Genomic DNA, 20,977 nt, shown 5'->3' on the forward strand with positions numbered 1-20,977 from the left:
TGGGTTTGCCCCGCAGTCAAAGGGTTCAGGGCAAGGGGTTGGGCCTGGTGGGCACGGCGTAGCGGGTCGCACAAAGAGGGGGCAAAGGGGTTGGCGCAAAGCCAGGTGGGGCAGGGCGGAGGTGTCAGGTCATGCGGCGCTCCTTGGTGGGTGGTGTCTCGTTGGCATGCTGGCCCTGCAGCTCGGCCAGGATCATCGCCTTGAGCTTGAACTTCTCGATCTTTTGCGTCAGCGTGCGCGGGAACTGCTCGACCACGCGGATATGGCGCGGGCGCATGAACTTGGGCATCTTGCGCTCGCACCAGTCGTGCAGCGCCTGGCGGTCGATCAGCTGCTGCTCGCGCGCCACGACATAGACGACGACATCGTCCTCATCGCCCTCGTGCGCGGGGATCGCAAAGGCGGCCGTCATTTCGACGGCCGGGTACTGGTTGACCATGTCCTCGATATGGAAGGATGAGATGTTCTCGCCCCGCACCCGGATGCGGTCACCCATGCGGTCGACAAAGCTCAGGCTGCCATCGGCATGGCGCAGCGCCGAGTCGCCGGTGTGGAACCAGAGATTGCGAAAGGCCTTGGCGGTGGCCTGGGGCTTGCCCAGGTATTCGACCAGCAGGTAATAGGGAAGCTTGGACCGAAAAGCCAGCTGCCCGGCCACGCCCACGGCGCATTCACCATCGCGCTCGTCCAGCACCGCTGCCTCTACAAAGAGGCTCGGATGGCCCAGGTAGCCCTTGCCCACCTGGCCGGCCTGCGCCGGGCCCAGCCGCTCCAGGCCCAGGGCGGCCGCCTGCGCGCGGATGGCCTCGCGCGTCTGCCCGCGCCGGTAGGCGGGCGGGGATTCGCAGCTGGCGTCTGTCTCTTCGATGATGGTGAAGCAGGACATGCCCGACTCCGTCTGGCCAAAGCCGGCGGTCACAAAGTCAAAGCCAAAGCGGCGCGCAATCTCCGCATGGCGCTGGGGCAGTGGCTGCATGTAGACCTTGTTGAGGCTGTTGTGGTGGTCGGTGGCCGCTGGCGGCGCCTTGGCCAGCCAGGAGATCATCGTGTCCACCAGCACCGCGCTGGTGGCGCCACTGAGCGCAATGCGGCGCCAGAAGTCATTGGGGCTGAAGCGGTCCCAGCAGGCCAGGCCACTGCCGGCCCACACCGCCCGCACCACATTGAACACCGCGCCGCCCACGTGGTACATCGGCAGGTCGTTGTAGACCACGTCGTGGCCGTTGAGCATCTGGCGGAACAAATAGGTGTACTGGTTCATCCAGCGGTGGCTTTGCACCACGCCTTTCGATGGCCCGGTCGTGCCCGAGGTGTAGATGATGTTGCACAGGTCGTCATAGGCCAGGGCCACATCCGGTTTGGCTGCGGGCTGCAGCAGCGCGGCCCAGTCCGTCTCCAACTGCGGGCCGCGGTAGGCAAGGCCGCCCGTCACCGCATCATGGCTGCCGGCGGGCGGCTCGTAGACCACCACATGGGCCAAGGGCGCGACCTGGCTGAGCTCTTCGCTAATGGCATTGAGGGCCGGCACCAGCGCGCGTTCGGCCAGCAGCATCACCGGCTGGGTGTCGCCAATCTGGTAGGCCAGCAGGCGCTCGGTCAGCCCAAAGTTGATCGGTGCAAAGATGGCGCCGGCCTTCCAGATGCCAAACATGGCCAAGGCGCTGATGAGCTGGTTGCGCATGAACACCGACACCGGCATGCCCCGGCCGATACCGGCAGCGGCCAGGTTGCCGGCGATGGCATCGGTGATGCGGTCAAACTCGGCATAGCTCAGGCGCACATCGTCTTCGCCATACAGGTAGAAGAGCTGCTCGCCCTTGGTACGCGCCCAGTGCGCCAGGCGCTCGGTGACCAGTTCGCCATCGCGCTGCAAGAGTTCCAAAAGCGCCTGGTTATCCAGCGCCGCAACGGGGTGGGCTTGCGCGTTCATGCGGCGCTCGCTTTCTGCGGGTCCTTCAACAGGCGCCGCAGCACCTTGCCGGTACCCGTCGTCGGCAGCGCCTCCCGAAACTCGATCTCGCGCGGTGCCTTGTAGACCGACATCTGCTCGCGGCACCAGTCGATCAGCTGCTGCGCGCTCACCGCCGGCGCGCCCTTGCGGGCAATCACCACCGCCTTGACAGCCTGGCCTTTGCTTGGGTCATCGATGCCGATCACTGCCACCTGCGCGACCGAGGGGTGCTTGATCATGATGGACTCGACCTCCTCGGGGAAGACGCTGTAGCCCGAGACCTTGATCATCTCCTTGAAGCGGCCGGCAAAGGTCAGGTAGCCATCGCTGTCGATCTTGGCCATGTCGCCCGTGTGCACCCAGCCGTCCTTCAAGGTGCTGGCCGTCGCCTCGGGCTTGTTCCAGTAGCCCTTGAAGTTACCCGGGCTGCGCAAGACCAGCTCGCCGACCTGGCCGACGGGCAGGTCCTGGCCGGTGCCCGCGTCGATCACGCGGCATTCCACCCCGTCGATCGGAATGCCGTGCGCGCCCCATTTGATGGCATCGACGGGCATCGAGGTGTCCCAAGTATGGGTTTCGGACATGCCATAGGTCACCTCGAACAGTTGGCAGTTGGGCGCAAAGCCGCGCCACTGCTCGGCCAGCGCCTGGTTGATGGTGATGCCAAAGCTGGTGCTGGGGTTGATGCGCAGCGCGCTGAGGTCGTAGCTGTGTGCAGCGTCAACCTGCATCACCGCTGCATTCATGCTCGCCACGCTGTACCACCAGGTCACCCGGTAGCGCGCCAGCGCCTGCAGCACCTGCACGGGGTCAAAGCGGTACAGCAGCACGCAGCGGATGCCGGTGTAGAGCGTGACATTGAGGCCGATCAGCATGCCCGCGATGTGGTTGAGCGGCGCGACGGCCAGCATGGTGTCGTCATCGCGGATCGGGTTGTTGTCGGCCGCGGCATGCGCCTTGAACAGGGCGTTGCGGTAGCTCAGCATCGCCCCCTTGGGCAGGCCGGTCGTTCCCGAGGTATAGGTCATCAGCGCCACATCGTCCATGTCCAGCGGGCCCACATCGGGCGCGCGCAGAGGCGTGCGCAGGCAGTCCACAAAGTCGGTCGTGCCATCGACATGGCGCTTGGGCGTGCCGATCTCGGCGGGCAGGTCGATCGTCGGCTGGGCCGGCAGCAGGTCGGCGTAGTGGGTGAGGAACACATGTTCAATCGCCGTCTTGGGGCGCGCCGCCTGCACGATCTCGTAGAGCACATCGGCCGCGACGATCACCTTGGCGCCCAAGTCGGAGAGCTGGTACTCCAGCTCATGGCCCTTGAACAGCGGGCTGCAGGGCCCCACCACCGCGCCCAGCTTTTGGATGCCGATATGCGCAATCACATACTGCGGGCAGTTCTGCATGAACAGGGCCACCCGGTCCCCCTTGCCCACACCGCGCTGCTGCAGCTGGTGCGCAAAGGTGTCGCTCATCTGGTCCAGCTGCGCCCAGCTGATGGAGGCTCCGTACCAGATAAAGGCCGGCTTGTCGGGCTGGGTGCGCGCATGCTGGCGCAGGTACTCATGCAAGGGCTTTTCTTGTTGCCGGTATGCGATGGGGCTCATGGTGTCTCCTACGGTCCTGGTGTTTTTGGGGATCTCGGTCGCAGTGTTTGGGTGAGGCGGGGGCGGGTTGGCTACCAGGGCGATACACCCGATGCCGCCCGCCCCGGGCTGGCCGCTGGCAGGCTGGCGAGCATGCTGGCCAGCCAGTTGCGGGTCTGCGCCGGGTCGATCACATCGTCGATCTCGTTGTAGCTGGCCACATTCAGCGCCTTGCCCTGGGCATAGATCTCATCGGTCTTGGCCTGGAAATAGGCGGCCTTCTCGGCGGCGTCCTCCAGTGCTTCCAACTCGCGCCGGTAGGCCAGGCGTACCGAGCCTTCAATGCCCATGGGCCCCAGCTCGCCGGTGGGCCAGGCCACGGTGGCCACCGGCACAAACAGGTTGCCGCCCAGCATGGCCTGCGCGCCCAGCCCATAGGCCTTGCGCAGCACAATGGCCAGCACGGGTACCTTGATATGGCTGGCCGTCACAAAGATGCGGGCAAAGTGCCGCACGGCTGCAGCCTTCTCGCTCTCTGGCCCCACCATAAAGCCCGGCGTATCGCACAGCGACACGACCGGCAACCCGTAGTTGTCGCACAGCTCCAGAAAGCGCGATATTTTGTCTGCGCTGTTGGCATCGAGCGCGCCGCCCAGGTGGCTGCCATCGTTGGCCAGCACGCCCACGGCCTGGCCTTCCAGCCGGGCAAAGCCGGTGACGACGCTGCGGCCAAAGTGCTCGCGCAATTCCAGAAAACTGCCGCTGTCAAACAAGGTCTGCACCACCGCGCGGATGTCGTAGCCCTTGACCCGGTTCTCGGGCACCAGCGCGCGCAGCAGGCGCTGGTCGGCACATGCGCCTGGTGGCAGCTTGCCCTGCACAAAGCCCAGGTAGGTCTGGGCCAGCGTCACCGCCTCGGTCTCGTCGCGTGCCAGCAGGTCGATCACGCCATTGCGGGTCTGCACGCTCACTGGCCCAACGTCATCGGCCGCCACCACGCCCAAGCCGCCGCCCTCGATCATCGCCGGCCCCGCCATGCCGATGCTGGCATCCTGCGTCGCGATGATCACATCGCAGCAGCCCAGCAGGGCGGCATTGCCGGCAAAGCAGCGGCCCGAGACCACGCCAATGGTGGGGACCTTGCCCGACAGCCGCGCCATGTGCGTGAAGGTCGTGAACTCCAGCCCCGACACGCCCACATAGTCGGTGTCGCCGGGCCTCCCGCCGCCGCCTTCGGCAAACAGCACAAAGGGCAGGCCCAGGCGTTCGCTGGTGTGCACGATGCGGTCCATCTTGCGGTGGGCCATAAAGCCCTGGGTGCCGGCAAACACCGTGTAGTCATAGGCCATCACCGCGCAGCGCGCCTGCTCGGGTCCAAACTGCTGGCCGTTGATACGGCCCAGGCCGGTGATGGTGCCGTCGGCGGGGCTGACGCGAATCAGCTCTTCCTCGCTGCGACGGCCGCGTTGCATGGCCAAGGTCAGGCCGCCGTATTCCACAAAGCTGCCGGCATCGAGCAATTGGTCGAGGTTCTCGCGTGCGGTGTTCTTGCCGTGGCGCCGGCGCTTGGCCACCGCTTCAGGGCGGGCCGCATCCATCAGGCCCTGCTGGCGCTGCAGCACCTTGGCCAGGTCGGGGCGTATCGCATCGAGGTCGGCCTGTTGCTGCTCTGCGGCCATCGCATTGGCCGATGCATCGGGCAGCACCCAGCCGAGCAGGGTGCCCGCCGCCACCACCTCGCCCAGCAGCGCCGCGCGCGCCACAAAGCGGCCGCCTTGGGCCAGGTACACGCTGTGCTCGAGCTTCATCGCCTCCAGCACTGCCACCGAGGCACCCCTGGCCTGCACGGTATCGGCATCCCGCTCTAGCGCAATCAGCCGCCCGCGCATCGCAGCGCGCACCGCATGGGCGCCTTCTGGCAAAGCGGGCTCGTCGTTGGTGCCGGTCTGCGCGGCGTTCTCGCTGGTGCGCTGCGGATCAGGCTGGCGCTGTGCTGCCAGCACCGTGGCAGCCGCATGCAACGCCGGGCCTTGGCGTTCCACATAGGTGGTATCGATCTCGCCGCGTAGCACCTGCGCATCGCGCAGCAGCGCACGCAGGTAGTCCAGGTTGGTCTCCAGGCCCTGGATATGGAACTCGGCCAGCGCCCGGTCGGCCTTGGCGCAGAGCACCTCAAACTGGCTGGGACCGCTGACGATCACCTTGGCGAGCAGGGAGTCATAGTTGCCCGAGGTCTCGTAGCCGGTATAGCCAAAGCTGTCCACGCGCACGCCCGGGCCGGTGGGCGGTTCAAAGCGCGCCAGGGTGCCGCCCGTGGGCAGGGCCTGGGCATCGGGCTGCATGCTTTCCATGTTCACACGCGCCTGCAGCGCAAACTGGCAGGGCAGCGGCCGTGCCTGGTCCAGGCCCAGGTCTTGCAGGCTGGCGCCATCGGCCAGCGCAAACTGCAGCGCCACCAGGTCCAGGCCGGTGATGGCCTCGGTGATGGTGTGCTCCACCTGCAGGCGCGGATTGCATTCGATAAAGATGTACTGGCCGCTGCGGCTGTCGACGAGGAACTCCACCGTGCCCAGGCCTTGGTAGTGCATCGCGGCGCCCAGGCGGCAGGCATGCTGCAGCAGCTGCGCGCGCAGCGCGGCGCTGATGAAGGGGCTGGGTGCAATCTCCAGCAGCTTCTGGTGGCGGCGCTGTAAAGTGCAATCGCGCTCAAACAGGTGCTGCACCGCGCCGCTGCCGTCGCCCACGATCTGCACCTCGATATGGCGGGCGCCGCCGATGAGCTGCTCCACATACAAATCGCTGCGGCCAAAGGCGCTGAGCGCTTCGGAGCTGCAGCGGTCAAAGGCTGCGCCCAGGTCTTCCACGGCCATCACCGCGCGCATGCCCCGCCCGCCGCCGCCTGCCAGCGCCTTGAGCATCACCGGCCCGCCCAGCTGCTGCATGAAGGCCTGGGCCTGTGCCAGGCTGGTGGCGCTGTGCGTGCCTTGCGCCACCGGCACCTGCACGCGCTCAGCCAGTGCGCGCGCCTGGGCCTTGTCGCCGAAGGTCTCCAGCGCCTGGGCCGAGGGGCCGATAAAGCGCAGGCCCGCTGCCCTGCAGGCTTGCGCAAAGGCCGCGTTCTCGCTCAAAAAGCCGTAGCCGGGGTGGACGGCGTCGCAGCCCTCCTGCCGGGCAATCTCGATCAGATGCGCGCCGTTCAGATAGGCGGCTGCGCCCTGGGCGCCCAGCGCGCGGGCGTGGTCGGCCGCGCGCCGGTGCAGGCTGGCTGCATCGTCGCTGGCGTAGACTGCAACGCTTGCGATGCCCCGGTCTGCGGCCGTGCGCGCAATGCGCACCGCAATCTCCCCCCGGTTGGCGATCAATACCTTGTGCATGGAACTCCTTTGTCTCTTCAATCGCGGTGCGCCGCGCAAGGGGCCCGCAGGCTGCGGGCCCGCGCGCTCAGATGGTCTGGCTGACAAACTTGCTGCTGAGGTAGAAGGCCAGCGCATCGGCGCCGCCTTCGCTGGCGTAGCCCGAATCCTTGACGCCGCCAAACGGCTGCTCGGGGTAGCCCAGCGCGATCGAGTTGATGCCGACCAGGCCGCTTTCGATTGCGTTCTTGAACCACTCGCCGCGTGTAGCCGAGCCGGTGAACACATAGGCCGCCAGGCCCCAGGGCAGGCGGTTGGCCTCTTGCAGCGCCTGCGCATCGCTGTCAAAGCGGGCAAAGGCGGCAATCGGGCCAAAGGGCTCTTCGTTGAAGATGCGCGCGTCCTGCGGCACATCGGCCAGCACGGTGGGCGCAAAAAAGTAGCCTTGGCCATCCGGCGCCTTGCCGCCCGTCACCACACGGGCGCCCTTGGCCACCGCGTCATCCACCAGCGCCTGCATGGCGGCCACACGGCGCGGGTTGGCCAGCGGGCCCATGCGGGTGGCCTTGTCCAGGCCATTGCCCAGCACATAGCCCTCGGCAATGCGCTGAAAGCCGGCAATGGCATCGTCATACAGGGGTGCCTGCACCAGAAAGCGCGACGGCGAGATGCAGGCCTGGCCGGCGTTCCAGAACTTCTGCACGCCCAGGAGCTTGAGGCTGCGCGCCAGGTCGGCGTCGTCGCAAATGATGGCGGGCGCATGGCCGCCCAGCTCCATCGACACGCGCTTCATCGCCGCGCCCGCTTGCGCGCTCAAGAGTTTGCCCACCGAGGTGGAGCCGGTGAACGAGATCTTGCGCACCACGGGTGAGGCAATCAGGTGCTCGGAGATATCACCGGGCACGCCATAGACCAGGCCGAGCACGCCTGCGGGCAGGCCGGCCTGCTCCAGCACCTGGACAAAGCGGGCGAGGGCCACCGGCGTCTCTTCCGAGCCTTTGACGATGATCGAGCAACCGGCCGCCAGCGCGGCCGCGATCTTGCGCACGGCCTGGTTGATCGGGAAGTTCCAGGGCGTGAACGCTGCGACCGGGCCCACCGGCTCATACTGCACATACTGGCGCAGCTCGGGTGAGCGCGGCGGGATCATGCTGCCATAGCAGCGGCGCGCCTCTTCTGCAAACCATTCCAGCACCTCGCTGGCGCCTGAGAGCTCGATGCGCGCCTCGGTCAGGCGCTTGCCTTGCTCGTGCACCAGCATCAGCGCCATTTCCTCGGCATGCTCGCGCACCAGCGCGGCGGCCTTGCGCAGATAGGTCGAGCGCTCCATCACCGAGGTTGTGCGCCAGGCGGCAAAGGCGGTCTGGGCGGCGGCCAGCGCGGCATCCAGGTCGGCGCGGCTGGCCTTGGCCACGCGGCCAATCGTGCTTTCATCGGCGGGGTTGGTGATGTCCAGCCATTCCTGGCTGCTGCTGTCGCGCCACTGGCCGTTGATCAGCAATTGGACTTGGTAGTACATGCGGTGCTCCTTATTCTTTCTGGCTTCAGCTTTGCAAAATGGCGCGGCCGGTGACCTTGCCGGCACGCAGCTCGTCCAGCACGGTCTGCACATCGCCCAGCGGGCGGCTGCTGAGCGGCAGGGACGGCAGTACCCCTTGCTGGGCCAGCGCCACCAACTCGCGCAGCTCGGCCAGCGATCCCACATAGGAGCCGCCGATGGAGATGGCGCGCATGGGGATCAGCGGAAGCTGGATGCTGGCGCTGCCGCCAAAGAGGCCTACGATCAGGATCTTGCCGCCCTTGCCGACGACGGCATTGGCAAACTCGAACGTGCGCGTGGAGCCGACAAAATCGAGCACAGCCGACACGCCTTCGGCGCTGGAGCGCGCCAGGGTCTTGGCGGCATCCGCCTCGGCTGGGTCCACCACACGGCTGGCGCCGGCATCCAGCGCAGCCTGGCGCTTGGCCAGGTCGATATCGACAACGATGGGCCCCAGGCCATGCAAGGCCTTGGCCAGCGCCACGGCCGCCAGGCCCACGCCGCCCGCGCCGATGATGACCAGTGGTGCCTGCTCGGTCGCTGGTGCCACTTTTTTCAGGGCCGAGTAGGCCGTCAGCCCCGAGCAGGCCAAGGTGGCGGCAAAGGCGGCATCAATGCCGGCATGGTCGATCAGGTAGCGCGGATGGGGCACGCGCACATGGGTGCTAAAGCCCCCATCGCGCGTGGTGCCCAGGCTCTCGGGGCGGGCGCACATGTGTTCATCGCCCCGGGCGCACAGCGCGCACTGGCCGCAGCCAATCCAGGGGAAGACGATGACCGAGCGGCCCAGCGTGCCTTGGGCATCAGGCCCGTTGGCGGCCACGCTGCCGACGATTTCGTGGCCCAGGGTGCGCGGCGGCTTGAGCACTTTTTCCAGCCCGAAGTGGCGGCCATCGCCCAGGTCAAAAAAGCCCTCGGCCATGTGCAGATCGCTGTGGCAGACGCCGCAGGCGCTGATGCGCACCAGCACCTCGCTGCGCTGGAGCGGGGCAATGGCGCGGCGCGCCAGTTGCAGCGGTTGGCCAAAATCGACGACCTGGTAACTCAGCTGTTCGCCAGGGCTGGCGGTTGCGTTCGACATGCGCTTGTCTCCTGTATTCAAAGGGCTCGGTGGCTGCAGGCGCGGCGCGTCGGCAGGGGCCTGGCGCGAGCTCAGCGTTGGAAAAGTCCAAAGATACTGATCAGTATCGTTTGGTACTATTGGGGATTTCACGCATGGATGCTGCTTGGCATCTTGTGCAAAACCGCCCGCCTTTCCACTATGCTGGGGCCATGCGTACAGCGTGCCGGCGCGCGTCACCACCGCAGCCCCCACGCCCACCAGGAGATATTCAGCAGTGCAGCTTCAACCCACCGACACCAACGCAGGCGATGCCAAAAACCAGATCCAGGAATACAAGGACACCTTGATCATCAATGCCGCCGCCGAGCTGTTCTACAAACGCGGCTTCAAGAGCGCGACGCTCGACGAGATAGCGGCCTCGATCGGCGTGACCAAGCCCTTTATCTACAAGCGCTTCAAGTCCAAGCACGAGCTGCTCGAGCGCCTGTTTGACAAGGTGTTTGCTGGCCTTTACGAGGCGGTGAGCCAGTGCGAGCAATTGGAGGACAAGGACCCGGTGCGGCGCTTCGAGTTTTTTATCGACACCTACACGCGCCGCAAGATCGAACTGAGCACCTTCTCGGTCATCCTGCTCGAAGAGGAAAAAAGCCTGAGCCCGGAAAAAATCAGCGATATCCGCAGCAAGTACCACGGTTTTGATGCGCTGGTGACGCGGCTCATCGTCAACGGCGTGGAGGCCGGTGTTTTCCAGGTCGGCAACCCCAAGGTGACCGCCTTTGCGATCAGCGGCATGGTGCAGTGGACGCACCGCTGGTACCAGCCCAATGGCAAGCTGTCCATCGAGGCGCTGTGCCAGGAGATGACGCAGATGGCGCTGCGCCTGGTCGGCTGGACGGGGCAGTATGTGCTGCCGGTGCCGCCTATTGCGCAGCGCTGATCTACCCGCGCCACTGGCGCGCCAGGCAGCCGCCAATGTCCTGCGTAAAGACGGTCTTTACATTTGAATATAATTGAGATTCATTCTCAACTATTCACTGTGGCACCAGGGCGCGGACATCGCATGGCATCTCCCGGATACTCGGCTTCGCCCATCGAAGCGCTCTACAAGAACCACCATGCCTGGCTGCAGTCCTGGCTGCGGCGCCGTCTGGGCAATGCAGGCGATGCGGCAGACCTGGCCCATGACACCTTTTTGCGGCTGATGCTCTCGCCCCGCCACCTGGGCGCTGCTGACGAGCCGCGCGCCTTCCTGACCCATGTGGCCAAGGGCCTGGTCGTCGATCTGTGGCGCCGGCGCGAGATCGAGCGCGCCTACCTGGAGACCTTGCAGGCCTTGCCCGAGCCGCATGCGCCATCGCCCGAGACCCAGCTGCAGGTCATCGAAGCCTTGGTGCAGATCGACCGGCTGCTGGCAGGCCTGGCGCCCAAGACGCGCCAGGTTTTTTTGCTGGCGCAGCTCGAAGGCCTGAGCCTGCAGCAGATCTCCGACCAGGTCGCGATGCCGGTGATCACCGTGCGCCGCCATATCCACAAGGCCTTGCTGCTGTGCCTGGAGGCCGCGTGATGGCCGGTGTTGCCGCACAAAATACCTTGCTGAGCGAAGCGGCCGACTGGCTCATCGTGCTGCGCTACGAAACGCCCACGGCCAAGGAGCAGGCGCGTTTTGAGCAATGGCGCCGCCAAAGCCCCGCGCATGAGGCCGCCTGGCACAAGGCCGAAGCCATGCTGGGCATGTTTGCCCAAGTGCCAGCCGAGGTCTGCCAGCAAACCTTGCACGCCGTGCAACGGCCCGACCGGCGCAAAAGCCTGGCCTGGCTGGGTGGCTTGCTGGTGGCGGCCCCGGCCGGCTGGCTGGCCTGGCGCGAGCTGTCCTGGCGGGACTGGATGGCCGACCAGGCCACCGCCGTGGGGCAATCGCGCTCCATGCTGCTGCCCGATGGCTCCACCTTGACGCTCAACACCGCCAGCGCGGTGGCGATCCATTTCAACGCGAAGGAGCGCCTGGTGCGGCTGCTCGGAGGCGAGATTTTGGTGACCACGCAGGCCGACCCTTCGCCTAGCTACCGCCCCTTTGTTGTGGAGACACGGCAAGGCACCGTGCGGGCGCTGGGCACACGCTTTAGCGTGCGCCGTGTGGATGCGGGCACCAGCCGCGTGGCGGTCTTTAGCCACGCCGTCGCCATCACCAACCAGCAGGGCGCCACCCAAGTGCTGCAAGAAGGGCACACCGCCGATTTCAGCAGCAGCGCCATCGGCCCGCAGACCGATGTGCAAGCCAGCGCCGCGCTGTGGGAGCACGGCATGCTGCTGGCCAAGAACATGCTGTTGGCCGATGTCGTGGCCGAGATCGCCCGCTACCGTGCGGGCCCGCTGCAGTGTGATCCTGCGGTTGCCCAGCTGCGGCTATCGGGCGCCTTGTCGCTCAAAGATACGGACGCCAGCCTGGCGCTGCTGGCGCAGTCGCTGCCGGTGCGGATCGAGCGGTTGGCGCATGGGGTGGTGAGGGTGGTGAGGCGTTAATCGGGGTGCTGGGTGCGCCATCCATCGCTTTGAATCGGCGCACCCACAGGGCCGCCAAACGTCGGTATCGCTTATCTGCAACCGGCGATTTGTGCTGGTGTTTGTGTGCTTGCGAAGGCATCAGCGCTGTTTGATGGGGTCCTGAATCACGGGATTTTGCAGTGGCTCATAACCATTGCCTTTACCACTGAGCCAGCTCAGTTCAGTTTTACCTGCCTGCCTTAAATAGGCCTGTGCTTCCAGGAAAAGTGGTGCGCCTAAATCCTTGGTCGTCAATGGTCGTGATCGACCGGCTTTTTCCGCGTTGAGAAAGTGCGCCCTATGGGGCTCATCGGTATAGCTGCGCGCAAAGAAACTTTCTTCGCCTTCAGAGAATTGGAAGATGTAATACTCATAAGGGTATTCATGGAATCCAGCTTCGTCCGCATCGCTGGCATCCAGGTGATAAGTACAAATGACGTGCATCTGAAAATGATTCAATCCAGGGAGATAAAGTGGCACACCAAACGCGCATTCCAAAGCTGGCATCCATTCTCGCAGTATCTGCACTGGGTCTGTCCCTATCTCCCAGCTGGGCAGCACGCAGTTTTACGCCACAGGCAGGCACCTGGGTCATCAGCGATGAAGTAGACGGCAAACCCGGCCGAGGTTTAGCCATTGATGTGCAGGGCAATACTTTCTTTATGCAGGTCTTCGCTTACGAGAAAAATGGCGATGCGACCTTTTACACCGCGACAGGCCAGATGGAGGGCAATAGCGTTACCGCTCCGCTGATGCGCTACAAGAATGGCCGTAGTCTGGGCGGTCCGATGCAGGATGCCGTCGAAGACCAGAGCATGGGGCAGGTGACCGTCAGCTTTCGCAATGGCTTGAAGGGAACGCTACAGTTCCCGGGCGAATCAGCGGTGGCTATTGAGCGCTTTATGGTGACCAGTGATGCATTGAGCGTCACCAACCCACTGGCGCAACAAGGCGGTCGCTCGTTGCGGCTGTTTACGCTGGATGCACAAGGGCAGCCTGATTACACGACCCAGGCGCAGCTTTGGCGAACCGATGATGGCATCACCCATATGGGATGGATCAAGCCCAGCATCATTGGGATGGTTGACTACCAACCCCGACTCCAATGTGATGTGCTGCTAGGAACGGCTCGCATGCAATGCACGCCAAAGGACGCTGAAAGACCTGCCGATATCGCTGATATTGAGAGCATGGAGTTGCAGTTTGCGGGCTTTGATATCCAAGGCGTGTTGCGCATTGGCGGCAGCCATCCCCATACCAAGACCATCACTGGTTTTGACCTGGGCGCTGCCTTGAATGAAGCCCCCTACGTTGACGGCCGCACCACGATCACTCCGGTACAGCACCATAGCTATTTAGCTTCCAATTTCGGATACGGCCCCGCCTGCCAGGTGACCTGTTACTCGTCCGTCACGACCAACATCCTGATGCCGATGAATGGCACCTGGGTGGTGGAAGATGAATTGACGGGTAAGCCCGGTCGTGGCATTGCGCTGGATGTGCAAGGCGACACCGTCATCCTGCAGCTGTTCCATTACCGTGCAGATGGCCAGCCCACTTTCCATATGGGCAGCGCCATTTACCAGAGCAAAGGTCCGGGCAGCCGCGCCAGCGCGGCAACGATTCCGTTGCGGCAATACCGGGGCGGGCGCAGCCTGGGCGGCGCTGCAAGTACGGCGGAGCTGGAGGCCGAGGCGGGCAATGCCATGGTGGAGTTCTACAGCCCCCCATTGGAGAGCGGAGCCATAGACCGCAACGTCTGGTGGTCGCAAGGGCTGTTGCAACTGCCCGGTGAGCCACCCGTCAAGATTCGGCGTCTGCAAACCGATATGCCAGCCAGTTTTGCTGAGCGCATGTTTGGTGACTGGTATGCCCGAAGCGGCGAAGTCGTTACCCGGTTTGACCGTGTACAAGGCGAGGGTGTCATCACTGCGGATGGCAAACTGCTTTGTCTGCCTGTGGGCTTGACACCCGGATCCAACATGAGTTGTGGAGAGCCTGATGGTGTTCGTTGGCGTTCGCACTATTCCACCTACTTGCCAGATATGGGGCGTTCAGGACCATTCTTGCGGCTGCGCGATCGATTTGGCAATGCGATGGGTCTGGGCGTGCTCGATTGATGGAGCCTGTGGCGCGTGCAGCTTGCATGCCTTGCGCGTGGCCCAATACGCCGTCGTCAGCCCGCTGCCCCAAATCGCAGCACCGTGCGCCCACTCGTCGCCCCCTCCAGCTGCCGCGCCGCATGCCCCAGCAGGTCGTCCAGCCCGATAAAGTGCACATCGGATTGCAGCGCGGCAAAGTCCGGCTTCCAGTCGCCCGCCAGCTTATCCCACAGCCTGCGTCGCTGCGGCCAAGGGGCGTTGGCGACGATGCCGAACATCTGGGCGCGGCGCATGATAAAGGGCAGTACGCTGCCGTCAAAGCTGTTGCCCGAGGCATTGCCCACGCTGGCCAGCAGGCCGCCATCGGCCAGAGACCGCAGCATCCATGACAGCACCGCGCCGCCCACGTTGTCGATGCCGGCAGCGAACTGCGGCTTTTCGATGGGGCGCTTGGAATCCACCACCTGGCTGATGTCGATCACTTGGCTGGCGCCCAGCGCGCGCAGTGCCGTTTCGTTGGCAAGGTTGCGGGTCAGCGCGGCGGTGCGGTAACCGGCCCGGTGCAGCATATGGATGGCCAGCCGGCCCACGGCGCCGCCGGCGCCGGAGATGGCGACCAGGCCGCTGTCAGGCTGGAGGCCCAGCTCCTCAAAGCGCTCCAGCGCCATCGCCGCAGTAAAGCCGGGCACGCCGAGGATGGCGACCTGCTCAGCGCTCAGGCCTGCGGGCAGCGCTTGCAGGTGCTCGGCGGGGGCCTGCACCAGCTCCGCAAAACCACCATCGACATCCATGCCGCGCCCGAAACCATGGCTGAGCACCATGTCCCCGGGCCGGAACTGCTCGCTGCGCGATTCAAGCACTTCACCCACCACCTCGATCCCTGCCACCCGGGGAAACTGCGTGATGATCCTGGCGGCCCCATGCAGCGACAAACAGTCCTTGTAGTTGACGCCCGCATAGTGGGCCTGGACCAGCACTTCGCCGGGCGCGAGTTCGCCGCGCTGCAGGGTCTCTATCTGGGAGTGGATGGCTTGGTCCGCGCTGCGCGTGACCATGGCCTGGTAGCGGTTCATGCAGTTCTCCTGAAGAGTCGCTAACACAACCCTTGATACGTCGTTGCCGAACCTTGTCGTACTACTGTACTGCCTGCGGCTCGACGCCTAGTCTCAATCGCAAACCTTCGGTTTGCGGGGTCGTGTTAGCGACTCTAATGAGGTATACGGTCAGACCACGCCTTGCGCGCGCAGCTGTGCCAGTTCATCGGCCGAGATGCCGAAGGCGGCATAGACCTCGGCGTTGTGCTCGCCCAGTGCCGGGCCGCTTCGGGGCACCGGCATGTCGCGGCCGATGATGCGCGGAACAATGCAGGGCGCAGGCAGGCTGCCATGGTCGGCATCGGCCAGGCGGATGATGGCCTCGCGCGCCTGAAAATGCGGGTCCGCCTCGATATCGGCGATGTCATAGACCTTGCTGAACGGAATCTCGCAGGCCTCCAGCTTCTGGCTGATCTGCACAAAGCCATGCTCGGCAAACCAGCCGCTGACGATGGCATCGAGCGCATGCACATGGGCCACGCGCTGGGGCAGGCTGCCAAAGCGCGGGTCGTCTGCCAGCTGGGGCTTGTCCATGGCCTTGCACAGCCGCAGCCAGACGGCCTGCGATGACGCCACCATCGAGAAGAACACGCCATCGGCACTGCGGTACATGTTGGACGGCGCAGTGTAGGTGGCCAGATTGCCTTCGCCGCGCCGGGCCAGGCCCAGCTGTTCATGCTCGACGGGCAGTGGGTCCAGAATGCGGAACAGCGCCTCGGTGGCTGACAGGTCCACCTCCACGCCCAGCGCCTCGGGGTCGGCACGCAGGCGGGCCATTTCTGCGGCGATCGAGAACGCGCAAAAGATGCCGGCCACCGCATCGCCGATCGGGTAGTTGCTGTGCATGGGCGCGCCGCCTGCAGGGGCGGTCAGGTTGGTGAAGCCGCTCATCGCCTCAAACACCCGTGCAAAGCCGGCACGGGCGCTGTAGGGGCCCGTCTGGCCAAAGCCGGTCAGCCGCACCACGATGAGGCGCGGGTTGGCGCGGTGCAGGGTGGCAATGTCCAGGCCCCAGCGGTCCAGGCTGCCGGTGCGAAAGTTCTCCACCAGCACATCGAACTGCGCCAGCATGGCCAGCAGCAGCTCGCGCCCCTGCGGCTTGCGCACATCCAAGGTGATGCCGCGCTTGCCCCGGTTGGCCACCTTCCACCACAGCGGCGAGCCATCCTTGATGGGCTGCATGTGGCGCAGCGCATCGTTGCCATCGGGCAGCTCCAGCTTGACGACATCGGCGCCATGGTCGGCGCACATGGTCGCGCCACTGGGCGCAGCCAGCACCGTGGCCATGTCCAGAATGCGTACGCCGGCCAGCGAGCCCGGGTTGGTCTTGGTCTTGTGGTGGGTCATGAAAACTCTTCGTGCAGTAAGCGCAATAGCCGCTTTGTCCCACAGCAGATGGGCAGCTGCAATAGCATGTTTCGCTTAGCGAAACACTCGGCTCAAACGATTGACCTGGAAAGGCCGCCGCCCAATCATGACCACACGAACCACCGCCAAACCTGCCGTGCACACCATCCCTCTGCCCGGGCTTGTCAGCCCCCATGACCTCACGCAAGACCGCCAGTTCTCGATGAACCTGGCGCGCGGTCTGGAGGTGCTGCGCGCGTTCACACCGGCCAGCCCGGTGCTGGGCAACCGGGAGATTGCCGACCGCACCGGCCTGCCCAAGCCCACCGTTTCAAGGCTGACCTACACGCTCACCTTGCTGGGCTATCTGAGCCGCGACGGCCAGCTGCAAAAGTACCGGCTAGGCCCGGGCGTGCTGTCGCTGGGCCACCCGCTGCTGGCCAGCATGGCCGTGCGCCAGGCGGCCAAACCGCTGATGGAGTCGCTGGCCCGCAGCACCGGCTGCACCGTCAACATGGGGGTGCGCGACCGCGACCAGGTGGTCTATATCGACTCGGTGCGGGCCGATTCCACCAACCAGCACCTGCCCGATATCGGCTCCACCCGCCCGCTGCTGTCCAGCGCCATCGGCCGGGCGCTGATCCTGGCCTGCCCGGCGGCCGAGCAGCGCGCCATCGTCAATTACCTCAAGGTCAAGGACCGCGCCGAGTACGAGGCCCAACTGCCCCACTGGCAGTCCGATGTAGTGCGCTTCCAAGAAGAGGGCTACTGCCACTCCAAGGGCGACTGGCGCAAGGAGATCCATGCGATTGCCGTGCCGGTGCGCACCCACCTGGGCGGCTTGCCCGTCGCGCTGAACTGCACCTTGTCCACCCACCGGGCGTCCAGGAACCTGCTTAGCCGCGAGGTGGCACCGCTGCTGAAAGATGCCGTTTTTCAACTGGAGCTGGCGCTGGGCATGCGCTAGGGCAGCACAGCCCGAGCCTTGCAGCCAGCCCCGGCCAACCACTCCCCCAGAAAGAAGCCTGATGATCCGAGACCCCCAGACGTTTGAAGCCATGCTGGCCGAACTGCGCAGCTTTCTGCGCACCGAATGCCAGCCCATCGAGGTACAGGTCGATGCGCAGGACCTGATCCCCGAGCCGGTGGTGCAGCGCATGCGCGATCTGGGCCTGTTTGGCCACAGCATCCCCGAGGCCTATGGCGGCGCGGGCCTGACGACCGAGGAGCTGGCGCTGGTCAATATCGAGGTCTCGCAGGTAGCGACCGCTTTCCGGGCGCGCTTTGGCGGCAACACCGGCATTGCGTCGGAGTCGCTGGTGGTCGATGGCACCGAAGCGCAGAAACGCCAATACCTGCCGCTGCTGGCCAGCGGCGAAGTGACCGGCTGCTTTGCGCTGACCGAGCCCGAAGCTGGCTCGGACGCCACCGCGCTGCGGACCACCGCTGTGCGCGATGGTGCGCATTTTGTGATCAGCGGGCGCAAGTGCTTTATCACCAATGCGCCGATTGCCAACCTGTTCACCGTGTTTGCCCGGTCCGAGCCCGGCAGCAAGGGCGCCAACGGCATCAGCGCCTTTCTGATCGAGCGCGGCACGCCCGGGCTGTCCACACCACCTGCGATGCGCAAGATGGGCCAGCATGGCTCGCCCGTCGGTGAGGTGGTGCTGGACCAGGTGCGCGTGCATGAAAGCGCCATCGTTGGTGGTCTGGAGGGCAAGGGCTTTCGCACAGCGATGCGCGCCCTCAACAAGCAGCGCATCAACCTGGCCGGTCTCTGCGTGGGCCCCGCCATCCGCCTGGTGCAGGAGATGGCCCTGCAAGCGCAGCGCCGCCAGCAGTTTGGCCAGCCGATCAGCGAGTTCCAGTTGGTGCAGCAGCTGATTGCCGAAAGCAATACCGAGGTACATGCCGCCCGCGCATTGGTGCTGGAGACCGCCCGCAAGCGCGACGATGGCCAGGACGTGACCATGGAAGCCTCCATGTGCAAGCTCTTTGCCTCCGAGACCTGCGGCCGTGTGGCCGACCGGGCCGTGCAGATCTTTGGCGGCAGCGGCTATGTGGCCGGCAATGTGGCCGAGCGCTTCTACCGCGATGTGCGCCTGTTCCGGCTCTATGAAGGCACGAGCCAGGTCCACATCACCAATATCGCCAAACGCACGATGGCAGCGCTGACCCCATAGCAAACCGCCACCAACGCGCGCCGAGACAAGAACAAGCGCAGACAGACCACAGCGGAATCCACCCTTCTCAGGAGACAAAGCCATGCAGACCATCCCATCCCTCGCCCCTGCGGCGCGCGCCTTGCTGGCGTGCAGTCTGGCCGTCACTGCGCTTGCGCAGGCGCAGCCCCAGGCAGAAGGCTATCCCAGCAAGCCGGTCAAGGTCATCGTGCCGTTCTCGGCGGGCGGGGTGGTCGATTCGGTTGCGCGCATCATCAGCGACAAGCTCTCAACCCAGTATGGCAAGCCCTTTATCGTCGAGAACAAGACGGGCGCGGGCGGGTCGATTGGCACCGACTATGTCGCCAAATCAGCGCCTGATGGCTACACCCTGCTGGCGGTCAGCCCCAGCCATGCGGTGTCGCCCGCACTGCAAAAGAGCATCAGCTGGAGCCCCGTGCGCGACTTCAAGGCGATTGCTGGCTTTGGCTATGTGCCCAACATCATCGTGGTGCACCCCAGCCTGCCGGCCAAGACCATGGCCGAGTTCGTCGCGCTGGCCAAGAAGAGCGATCCGCCTTTGACCTATGCCACTGCCGGCCTCGGCACCTCCAACCACCTGTCGGGCGAGCTGCTGGCGCAAGAGGCCCAAATCTCGCTCGCGCATGTGCCCTACAAAGGCCAGTCGGAGGCCTTGAACGATTTGCTGTCCGGCAGGGTCAACATGATGCCGCTGACCTCGGCACTCGCGATCCCGCATGTCAAAAGCGGCAAGCTGCGCGCGCTGGCCGTCACCACCGCCAAGCGCTCCAGCGCTTCGCCCGATCTGCCGACTGTGGCCGAAGCGGCGCAACTGCCCCACTACAACGTGGGCACCTGGTTTGGCTTGGTGGCGCCGGCCAAGACGCCGGCGCCTGTGCGGCACAAGCTGTCGGCCGATGTTGCGCAGATCCTCGCGCAGCCCGATGTCAGGACCAAGCTGAAATCGCTGGGCATGGAGCTGGCACCACAGAGCGCCGAGCAGTTCGATAGCTTTATCGCGCAGGAGAGCGAGAAGTGGGGCAACGTCATCAAGCAGGCCGGCATTGAGCCCAACTGAACATGCCGCAGTTTCAAACACCTCTTTGCCAGCGCCTGGGCATCCAGCATCCCATCTTTGGCTTCTCGCATGAGCCCGATGTCGTGGTCGCCATTGCCCAGGCCGGCGGCTTTCCCGTGCTGGGGCTGGCGCGTGATGCGCCGCAGGATATTCCGGCCATCGTGCGCGATGTGGAGCAGCGCCTGGCAGGTCTGCCCTATGGCATTGACCTGATGCTGCCCGCCCATGTGCCAGAGCAGGCTGATCCGCAAAGCCTGCAGGCGGCGCTGCCACCCGCGCATGTGGCGTTTGTCGCCGGGCTGCGCGAGCGCTTTGCGATCCAGCCGCCCAGACAGCCGAGCTTTTTTACCGCCCATGCGCGCTCCGAAGCCCTGTTTCAGGCGCAGATCGATGCGGTGCTGAACTCCCAGGCTTGCGCGGTGGCAACGGCCATCGGCCTGCGCGCCGAGCTGATTGCCGAGGCCAAGCGCAGAGGCAAGCTCACGTTCTCGCTGATCGGCTCGCTGCGCCACGCGCGCAAGGCGCTGGACATGGGGGTGGATGTGCTCGTCGCCCAGGGCTACGACGCGGGCGGCCACACCGGCACCGTGGGCACCATGTCGCTGCTACCGCAGATTGTCGAAGTGGCGCAGAACATCCCGGTGCTGGCCGCTGGCGGCATCGCCACCGGCGCACAGGTGCTGGGCAGCATCTGCAGCGGCGCGCAGGGCGCCTGGCTGGGCACCTTGTGGATGGCCGCGCAAGAGAACCACACGCCGCCCGCGTTGCTGGACCGGCTGATCGCCAGCGGCAGCGAGGAAACCGTTATCTCGCGCGCGCACAGCGGCAAGCCTTGCCGGGTGGTGCGCAGTGCCTGGATCGATGCCTGGGACGAGGCCGATGCCCCCGCGCCGCTGGGCATGCCCCAGCAGCAGGCGCTTACCGGTGATGTGTTCGCCTCGATCCACGAACATAACGATGCCCAGTTGATCTACGAGGCCGCCGGGCAGAGTGTGTTTGGCATCAAGGCGCGCACGACGGTTGCCGCGCAGATGACCCTGCTGGTGGCCGAGATGAACCAGGCCTGGGGGCGGGTGAGCGGGTTTGTGCAGTAGCGGACCGGGTCACGCAGACCGGGTCGCGCAGACCGGGTCACGCCGACCGGG

The 20,977-nt window shown here is 65.2% G+C and carries 16 protein-coding genes; 8 read left to right on the forward strand and 8 right to left on the reverse strand.

All coding sequences use genetic code 11. The features are described from left to right. Positions 1 to 124: 124 nt before the first annotated feature. The 5 genes from ACPEE1_RS09245 to ACPEE1_RS09265 form a co-directional block, all read right to left on the reverse strand. Positions 125 to 1,930, reverse strand: a complete 1,806-nt coding sequence (locus tag ACPEE1_RS09245) for a class I adenylate-forming enzyme family protein (RefSeq protein ID WP_423936083.1) — start codon at positions 1,928 to 1,930, stop codon at positions 125 to 127. Beyond that, the gene (locus ACPEE1_RS09250) at positions 1,927 to 3,552 is read right to left on the reverse strand and encodes an AMP-binding protein (protein ID WP_423936085.1); all 1,626 of its coding nucleotides are present in this window, start codon (positions 3,550 to 3,552) and stop codon (positions 1,927 to 1,929) included. Before ACPEE1_RS09250 ends, ACPEE1_RS09245 begins: the two co-directional genes overlap by 4 nt. A 71-nt stretch (positions 3,553 to 3,623) precedes the next feature. Then, positions 3,624 to 6,905, reverse strand: coding sequence for a carboxyl transferase domain-containing protein (locus ACPEE1_RS09255; protein ID WP_423936087.1), 3,282 nt, complete (start codon positions 6,903 to 6,905; stop codon positions 3,624 to 3,626). Between the two features lie 67 nt (positions 6,906 to 6,972). Next, a complete protein-coding gene (locus ACPEE1_RS09260) occupies positions 6,973 to 8,403 on the reverse strand; it encodes an NAD-dependent succinate-semialdehyde dehydrogenase (RefSeq protein ID WP_423936089.1) in 1,431 nt (476 codons plus the stop codon). 25 nt (positions 8,404 to 8,428) lie between these two features. Next, positions 8,429 to 9,505: an alcohol dehydrogenase gene (locus tag ACPEE1_RS09265; RefSeq protein ID WP_423936091.1), complete on the reverse strand. Its 1,077-nt coding sequence runs from the start codon at positions 9,503 to 9,505 to the stop codon at positions 8,429 to 8,431. A 256-nt stretch (positions 9,506 to 9,761) separates the two neighbouring features. Here ACPEE1_RS09265 and ACPEE1_RS09270 point away from each other — a divergent pair, with 256 nt between their 5' ends. The 3 genes from ACPEE1_RS09270 to ACPEE1_RS09280 all read left to right on the forward strand — a co-directional run bounded on the left by ACPEE1_RS09270 (position 9,762) and on the right by ACPEE1_RS09280 (position 12,007). Next, positions 9,762 to 10,424, forward strand: coding sequence for a TetR/AcrR family transcriptional regulator (locus ACPEE1_RS09270; protein ID WP_165841101.1), 663 nt, complete (start codon positions 9,762 to 9,764; stop codon positions 10,422 to 10,424). A 123-nt stretch (positions 10,425 to 10,547) separates the two neighbouring features. Continuing rightward, positions 10,548 to 11,051, forward strand: coding sequence for a sigma-70 family RNA polymerase sigma factor (locus ACPEE1_RS09275; RefSeq protein ID WP_116924322.1), 504 nt, complete (start codon positions 10,548 to 10,550; stop codon positions 11,049 to 11,051). Then, positions 11,051 to 12,007, forward strand: a complete 957-nt coding sequence (locus ACPEE1_RS09280; protein ID WP_423936094.1) for a FecR domain-containing protein — start codon at positions 11,051 to 11,053, stop codon at positions 12,005 to 12,007. The genes ACPEE1_RS09275 and ACPEE1_RS09280 overlap by 1 nt, the downstream gene beginning before the upstream one ends. A gap of 120 nt (positions 12,008 to 12,127) precedes the next feature. On the opposite strand, the gene ACPEE1_RS09285 is transcribed toward ACPEE1_RS09280, so the two are convergent. Continuing rightward, the gene (locus ACPEE1_RS09285; RefSeq protein ID WP_423936096.1) at positions 12,128 to 12,487 is read right to left on the reverse strand and encodes a hypothetical protein; all 360 of its coding nucleotides are present in this window, start codon (positions 12,485 to 12,487) and stop codon (positions 12,128 to 12,130) included. A 14-nt stretch (positions 12,488 to 12,501) separates the two neighbouring features. On the opposite strand from ACPEE1_RS09285, the gene ACPEE1_RS09290 reads away from it, so the two are divergent. Then, a complete protein-coding gene (locus ACPEE1_RS09290; protein WP_423936098.1) occupies positions 12,502 to 14,148 on the forward strand; it encodes a hypothetical protein in 1,647 nt (548 codons plus the stop codon). 56 nt (positions 14,149 to 14,204) lie between these two features. Here the strand turns inward: ACPEE1_RS09290 and ACPEE1_RS09295 are convergent, their stop codons facing one another. Both ACPEE1_RS09295 and ACPEE1_RS09300 read right to left on the reverse strand, forming a co-directional pair. Continuing rightward, positions 14,205 to 15,203, reverse strand: coding sequence for a YhdH/YhfP family quinone oxidoreductase (locus ACPEE1_RS09295; RefSeq protein ID WP_423936100.1), 999 nt, complete (start codon positions 15,201 to 15,203; stop codon positions 14,205 to 14,207). A 150-nt stretch (positions 15,204 to 15,353) separates the two neighbouring features. Further along, a complete protein-coding gene (locus ACPEE1_RS09300) occupies positions 15,354 to 16,571 on the reverse strand; it encodes a CaiB/BaiF CoA transferase family protein (RefSeq protein WP_423936102.1) in 1,218 nt (405 codons plus the stop codon). A 127-nt stretch (positions 16,572 to 16,698) separates the two neighbouring features. On the opposite strand from ACPEE1_RS09300, the gene ACPEE1_RS09305 reads away from it, so the two are divergent. The 4 genes from ACPEE1_RS09305 (at position 16,699) to ACPEE1_RS09320 (ending at position 20,926) form a co-directional block, all read left to right on the forward strand. Beyond that, positions 16,699 to 17,538, forward strand: a complete 840-nt coding sequence (locus tag ACPEE1_RS09305; RefSeq protein WP_423936104.1) for an IclR family transcriptional regulator — start codon at positions 16,699 to 16,701, stop codon at positions 17,536 to 17,538. Positions 17,539 to 17,599: 61 nt separating this feature from the next. After that, the gene (locus ACPEE1_RS09310; RefSeq protein WP_423936106.1) at positions 17,600 to 18,754 is read left to right on the forward strand and encodes an acyl-CoA dehydrogenase family protein; all 1,155 of its coding nucleotides are present in this window, start codon (positions 17,600 to 17,602) and stop codon (positions 18,752 to 18,754) included. Positions 18,755 to 18,836: 82 nt separating this feature from the next. Further along, complete coding sequence (locus ACPEE1_RS09315; protein WP_423936108.1) at positions 18,837 to 19,832, forward strand: tripartite tricarboxylate transporter substrate binding protein; 996 nt, start codon at positions 18,837 to 18,839, stop codon at positions 19,830 to 19,832. Between the two features lie 2 nt (positions 19,833 to 19,834). After that, entirely contained in the window at positions 19,835 to 20,926 is a 1,092-nt protein-coding gene (locus tag ACPEE1_RS09320) for an NAD(P)H-dependent flavin oxidoreductase (RefSeq protein WP_423936110.1), read from the forward strand. Positions 20,927 to 20,977 lie beyond the last annotated feature (51 nt).

This window comes from Comamonas sp. 23 (genome assembly GCF_049601575.1).
In the GTDB taxonomy this organism is placed as follows: domain Bacteria; phylum Pseudomonadota; class Gammaproteobacteria; order Burkholderiales; family Burkholderiaceae_C; genus Comamonas; species Comamonas squillarum.

What these genes read in the sequence shown, in the direction of transcription:
- ACPEE1_RS09320 (WP_423936110.1), top strand. Translation starts at nt 19,835, where the DNA reads ATGCCGCAGTTTCAAACACCTCTTTGCCAGCGCCTGGGCATCCAGCAT.
- ACPEE1_RS09300 (WP_423936102.1), bottom strand. Translation starts at nt 16,571, where the DNA reads ATGACCCACCACAAGACCAAGACCAACCCGGGCTCGCTGGCCGGCGTA.
- ACPEE1_RS09275 (WP_116924322.1), top strand. Translation starts at nt 10,548, where the DNA reads ATGGCATCTCCCGGATACTCGGCTTCGCCCATCGAAGCGCTCTACAAG.
- ACPEE1_RS09315 (WP_423936108.1), top strand. Translation starts at nt 18,837, where the DNA reads ATGCAGACCATCCCATCCCTCGCCCCTGCGGCGCGCGCCTTGCTGGCG.
- ACPEE1_RS09260 (WP_423936089.1), bottom strand. Translation starts at nt 8,403, where the DNA reads ATGTACTACCAAGTCCAATTGCTGATCAACGGCCAGTGGCGCGACAGC.
- ACPEE1_RS09295 (WP_423936100.1), bottom strand. Translation starts at nt 15,203, where the DNA reads ATGAACCGCTACCAGGCCATGGTCACGCGCAGCGCGGACCAAGCCATC.
- ACPEE1_RS09305 (WP_423936104.1), top strand. Translation starts at nt 16,699, where the DNA reads ATGACCACACGAACCACCGCCAAACCTGCCGTGCACACCATCCCTCTG.
- ACPEE1_RS09310 (WP_423936106.1), top strand. Translation starts at nt 17,600, where the DNA reads ATGATCCGAGACCCCCAGACGTTTGAAGCCATGCTGGCCGAACTGCGC.
- ACPEE1_RS09280 (WP_423936094.1), top strand. Translation starts at nt 11,051, where the DNA reads ATGGCCGGTGTTGCCGCACAAAATACCTTGCTGAGCGAAGCGGCCGAC.
- ACPEE1_RS09255 (WP_423936087.1), bottom strand. Translation starts at nt 6,905, where the DNA reads ATGCACAAGGTATTGATCGCCAACCGGGGGGAGATTGCGGTGCGCATT.
- ACPEE1_RS09250 (WP_423936085.1), bottom strand. Translation starts at nt 3,552, where the DNA reads ATGAGCCCCATCGCATACCGGCAACAAGAAAAGCCCTTGCATGAGTAC.
- ACPEE1_RS09245 (WP_423936083.1), bottom strand. Translation starts at nt 1,930, where the DNA reads ATGAACGCGCAAGCCCACCCCGTTGCGGCGCTGGATAACCAGGCGCTT.
- ACPEE1_RS09265 (WP_423936091.1), bottom strand. Translation starts at nt 9,505, where the DNA reads ATGTCGAACGCAACCGCCAGCCCTGGCGAACAGCTGAGTTACCAGGTC.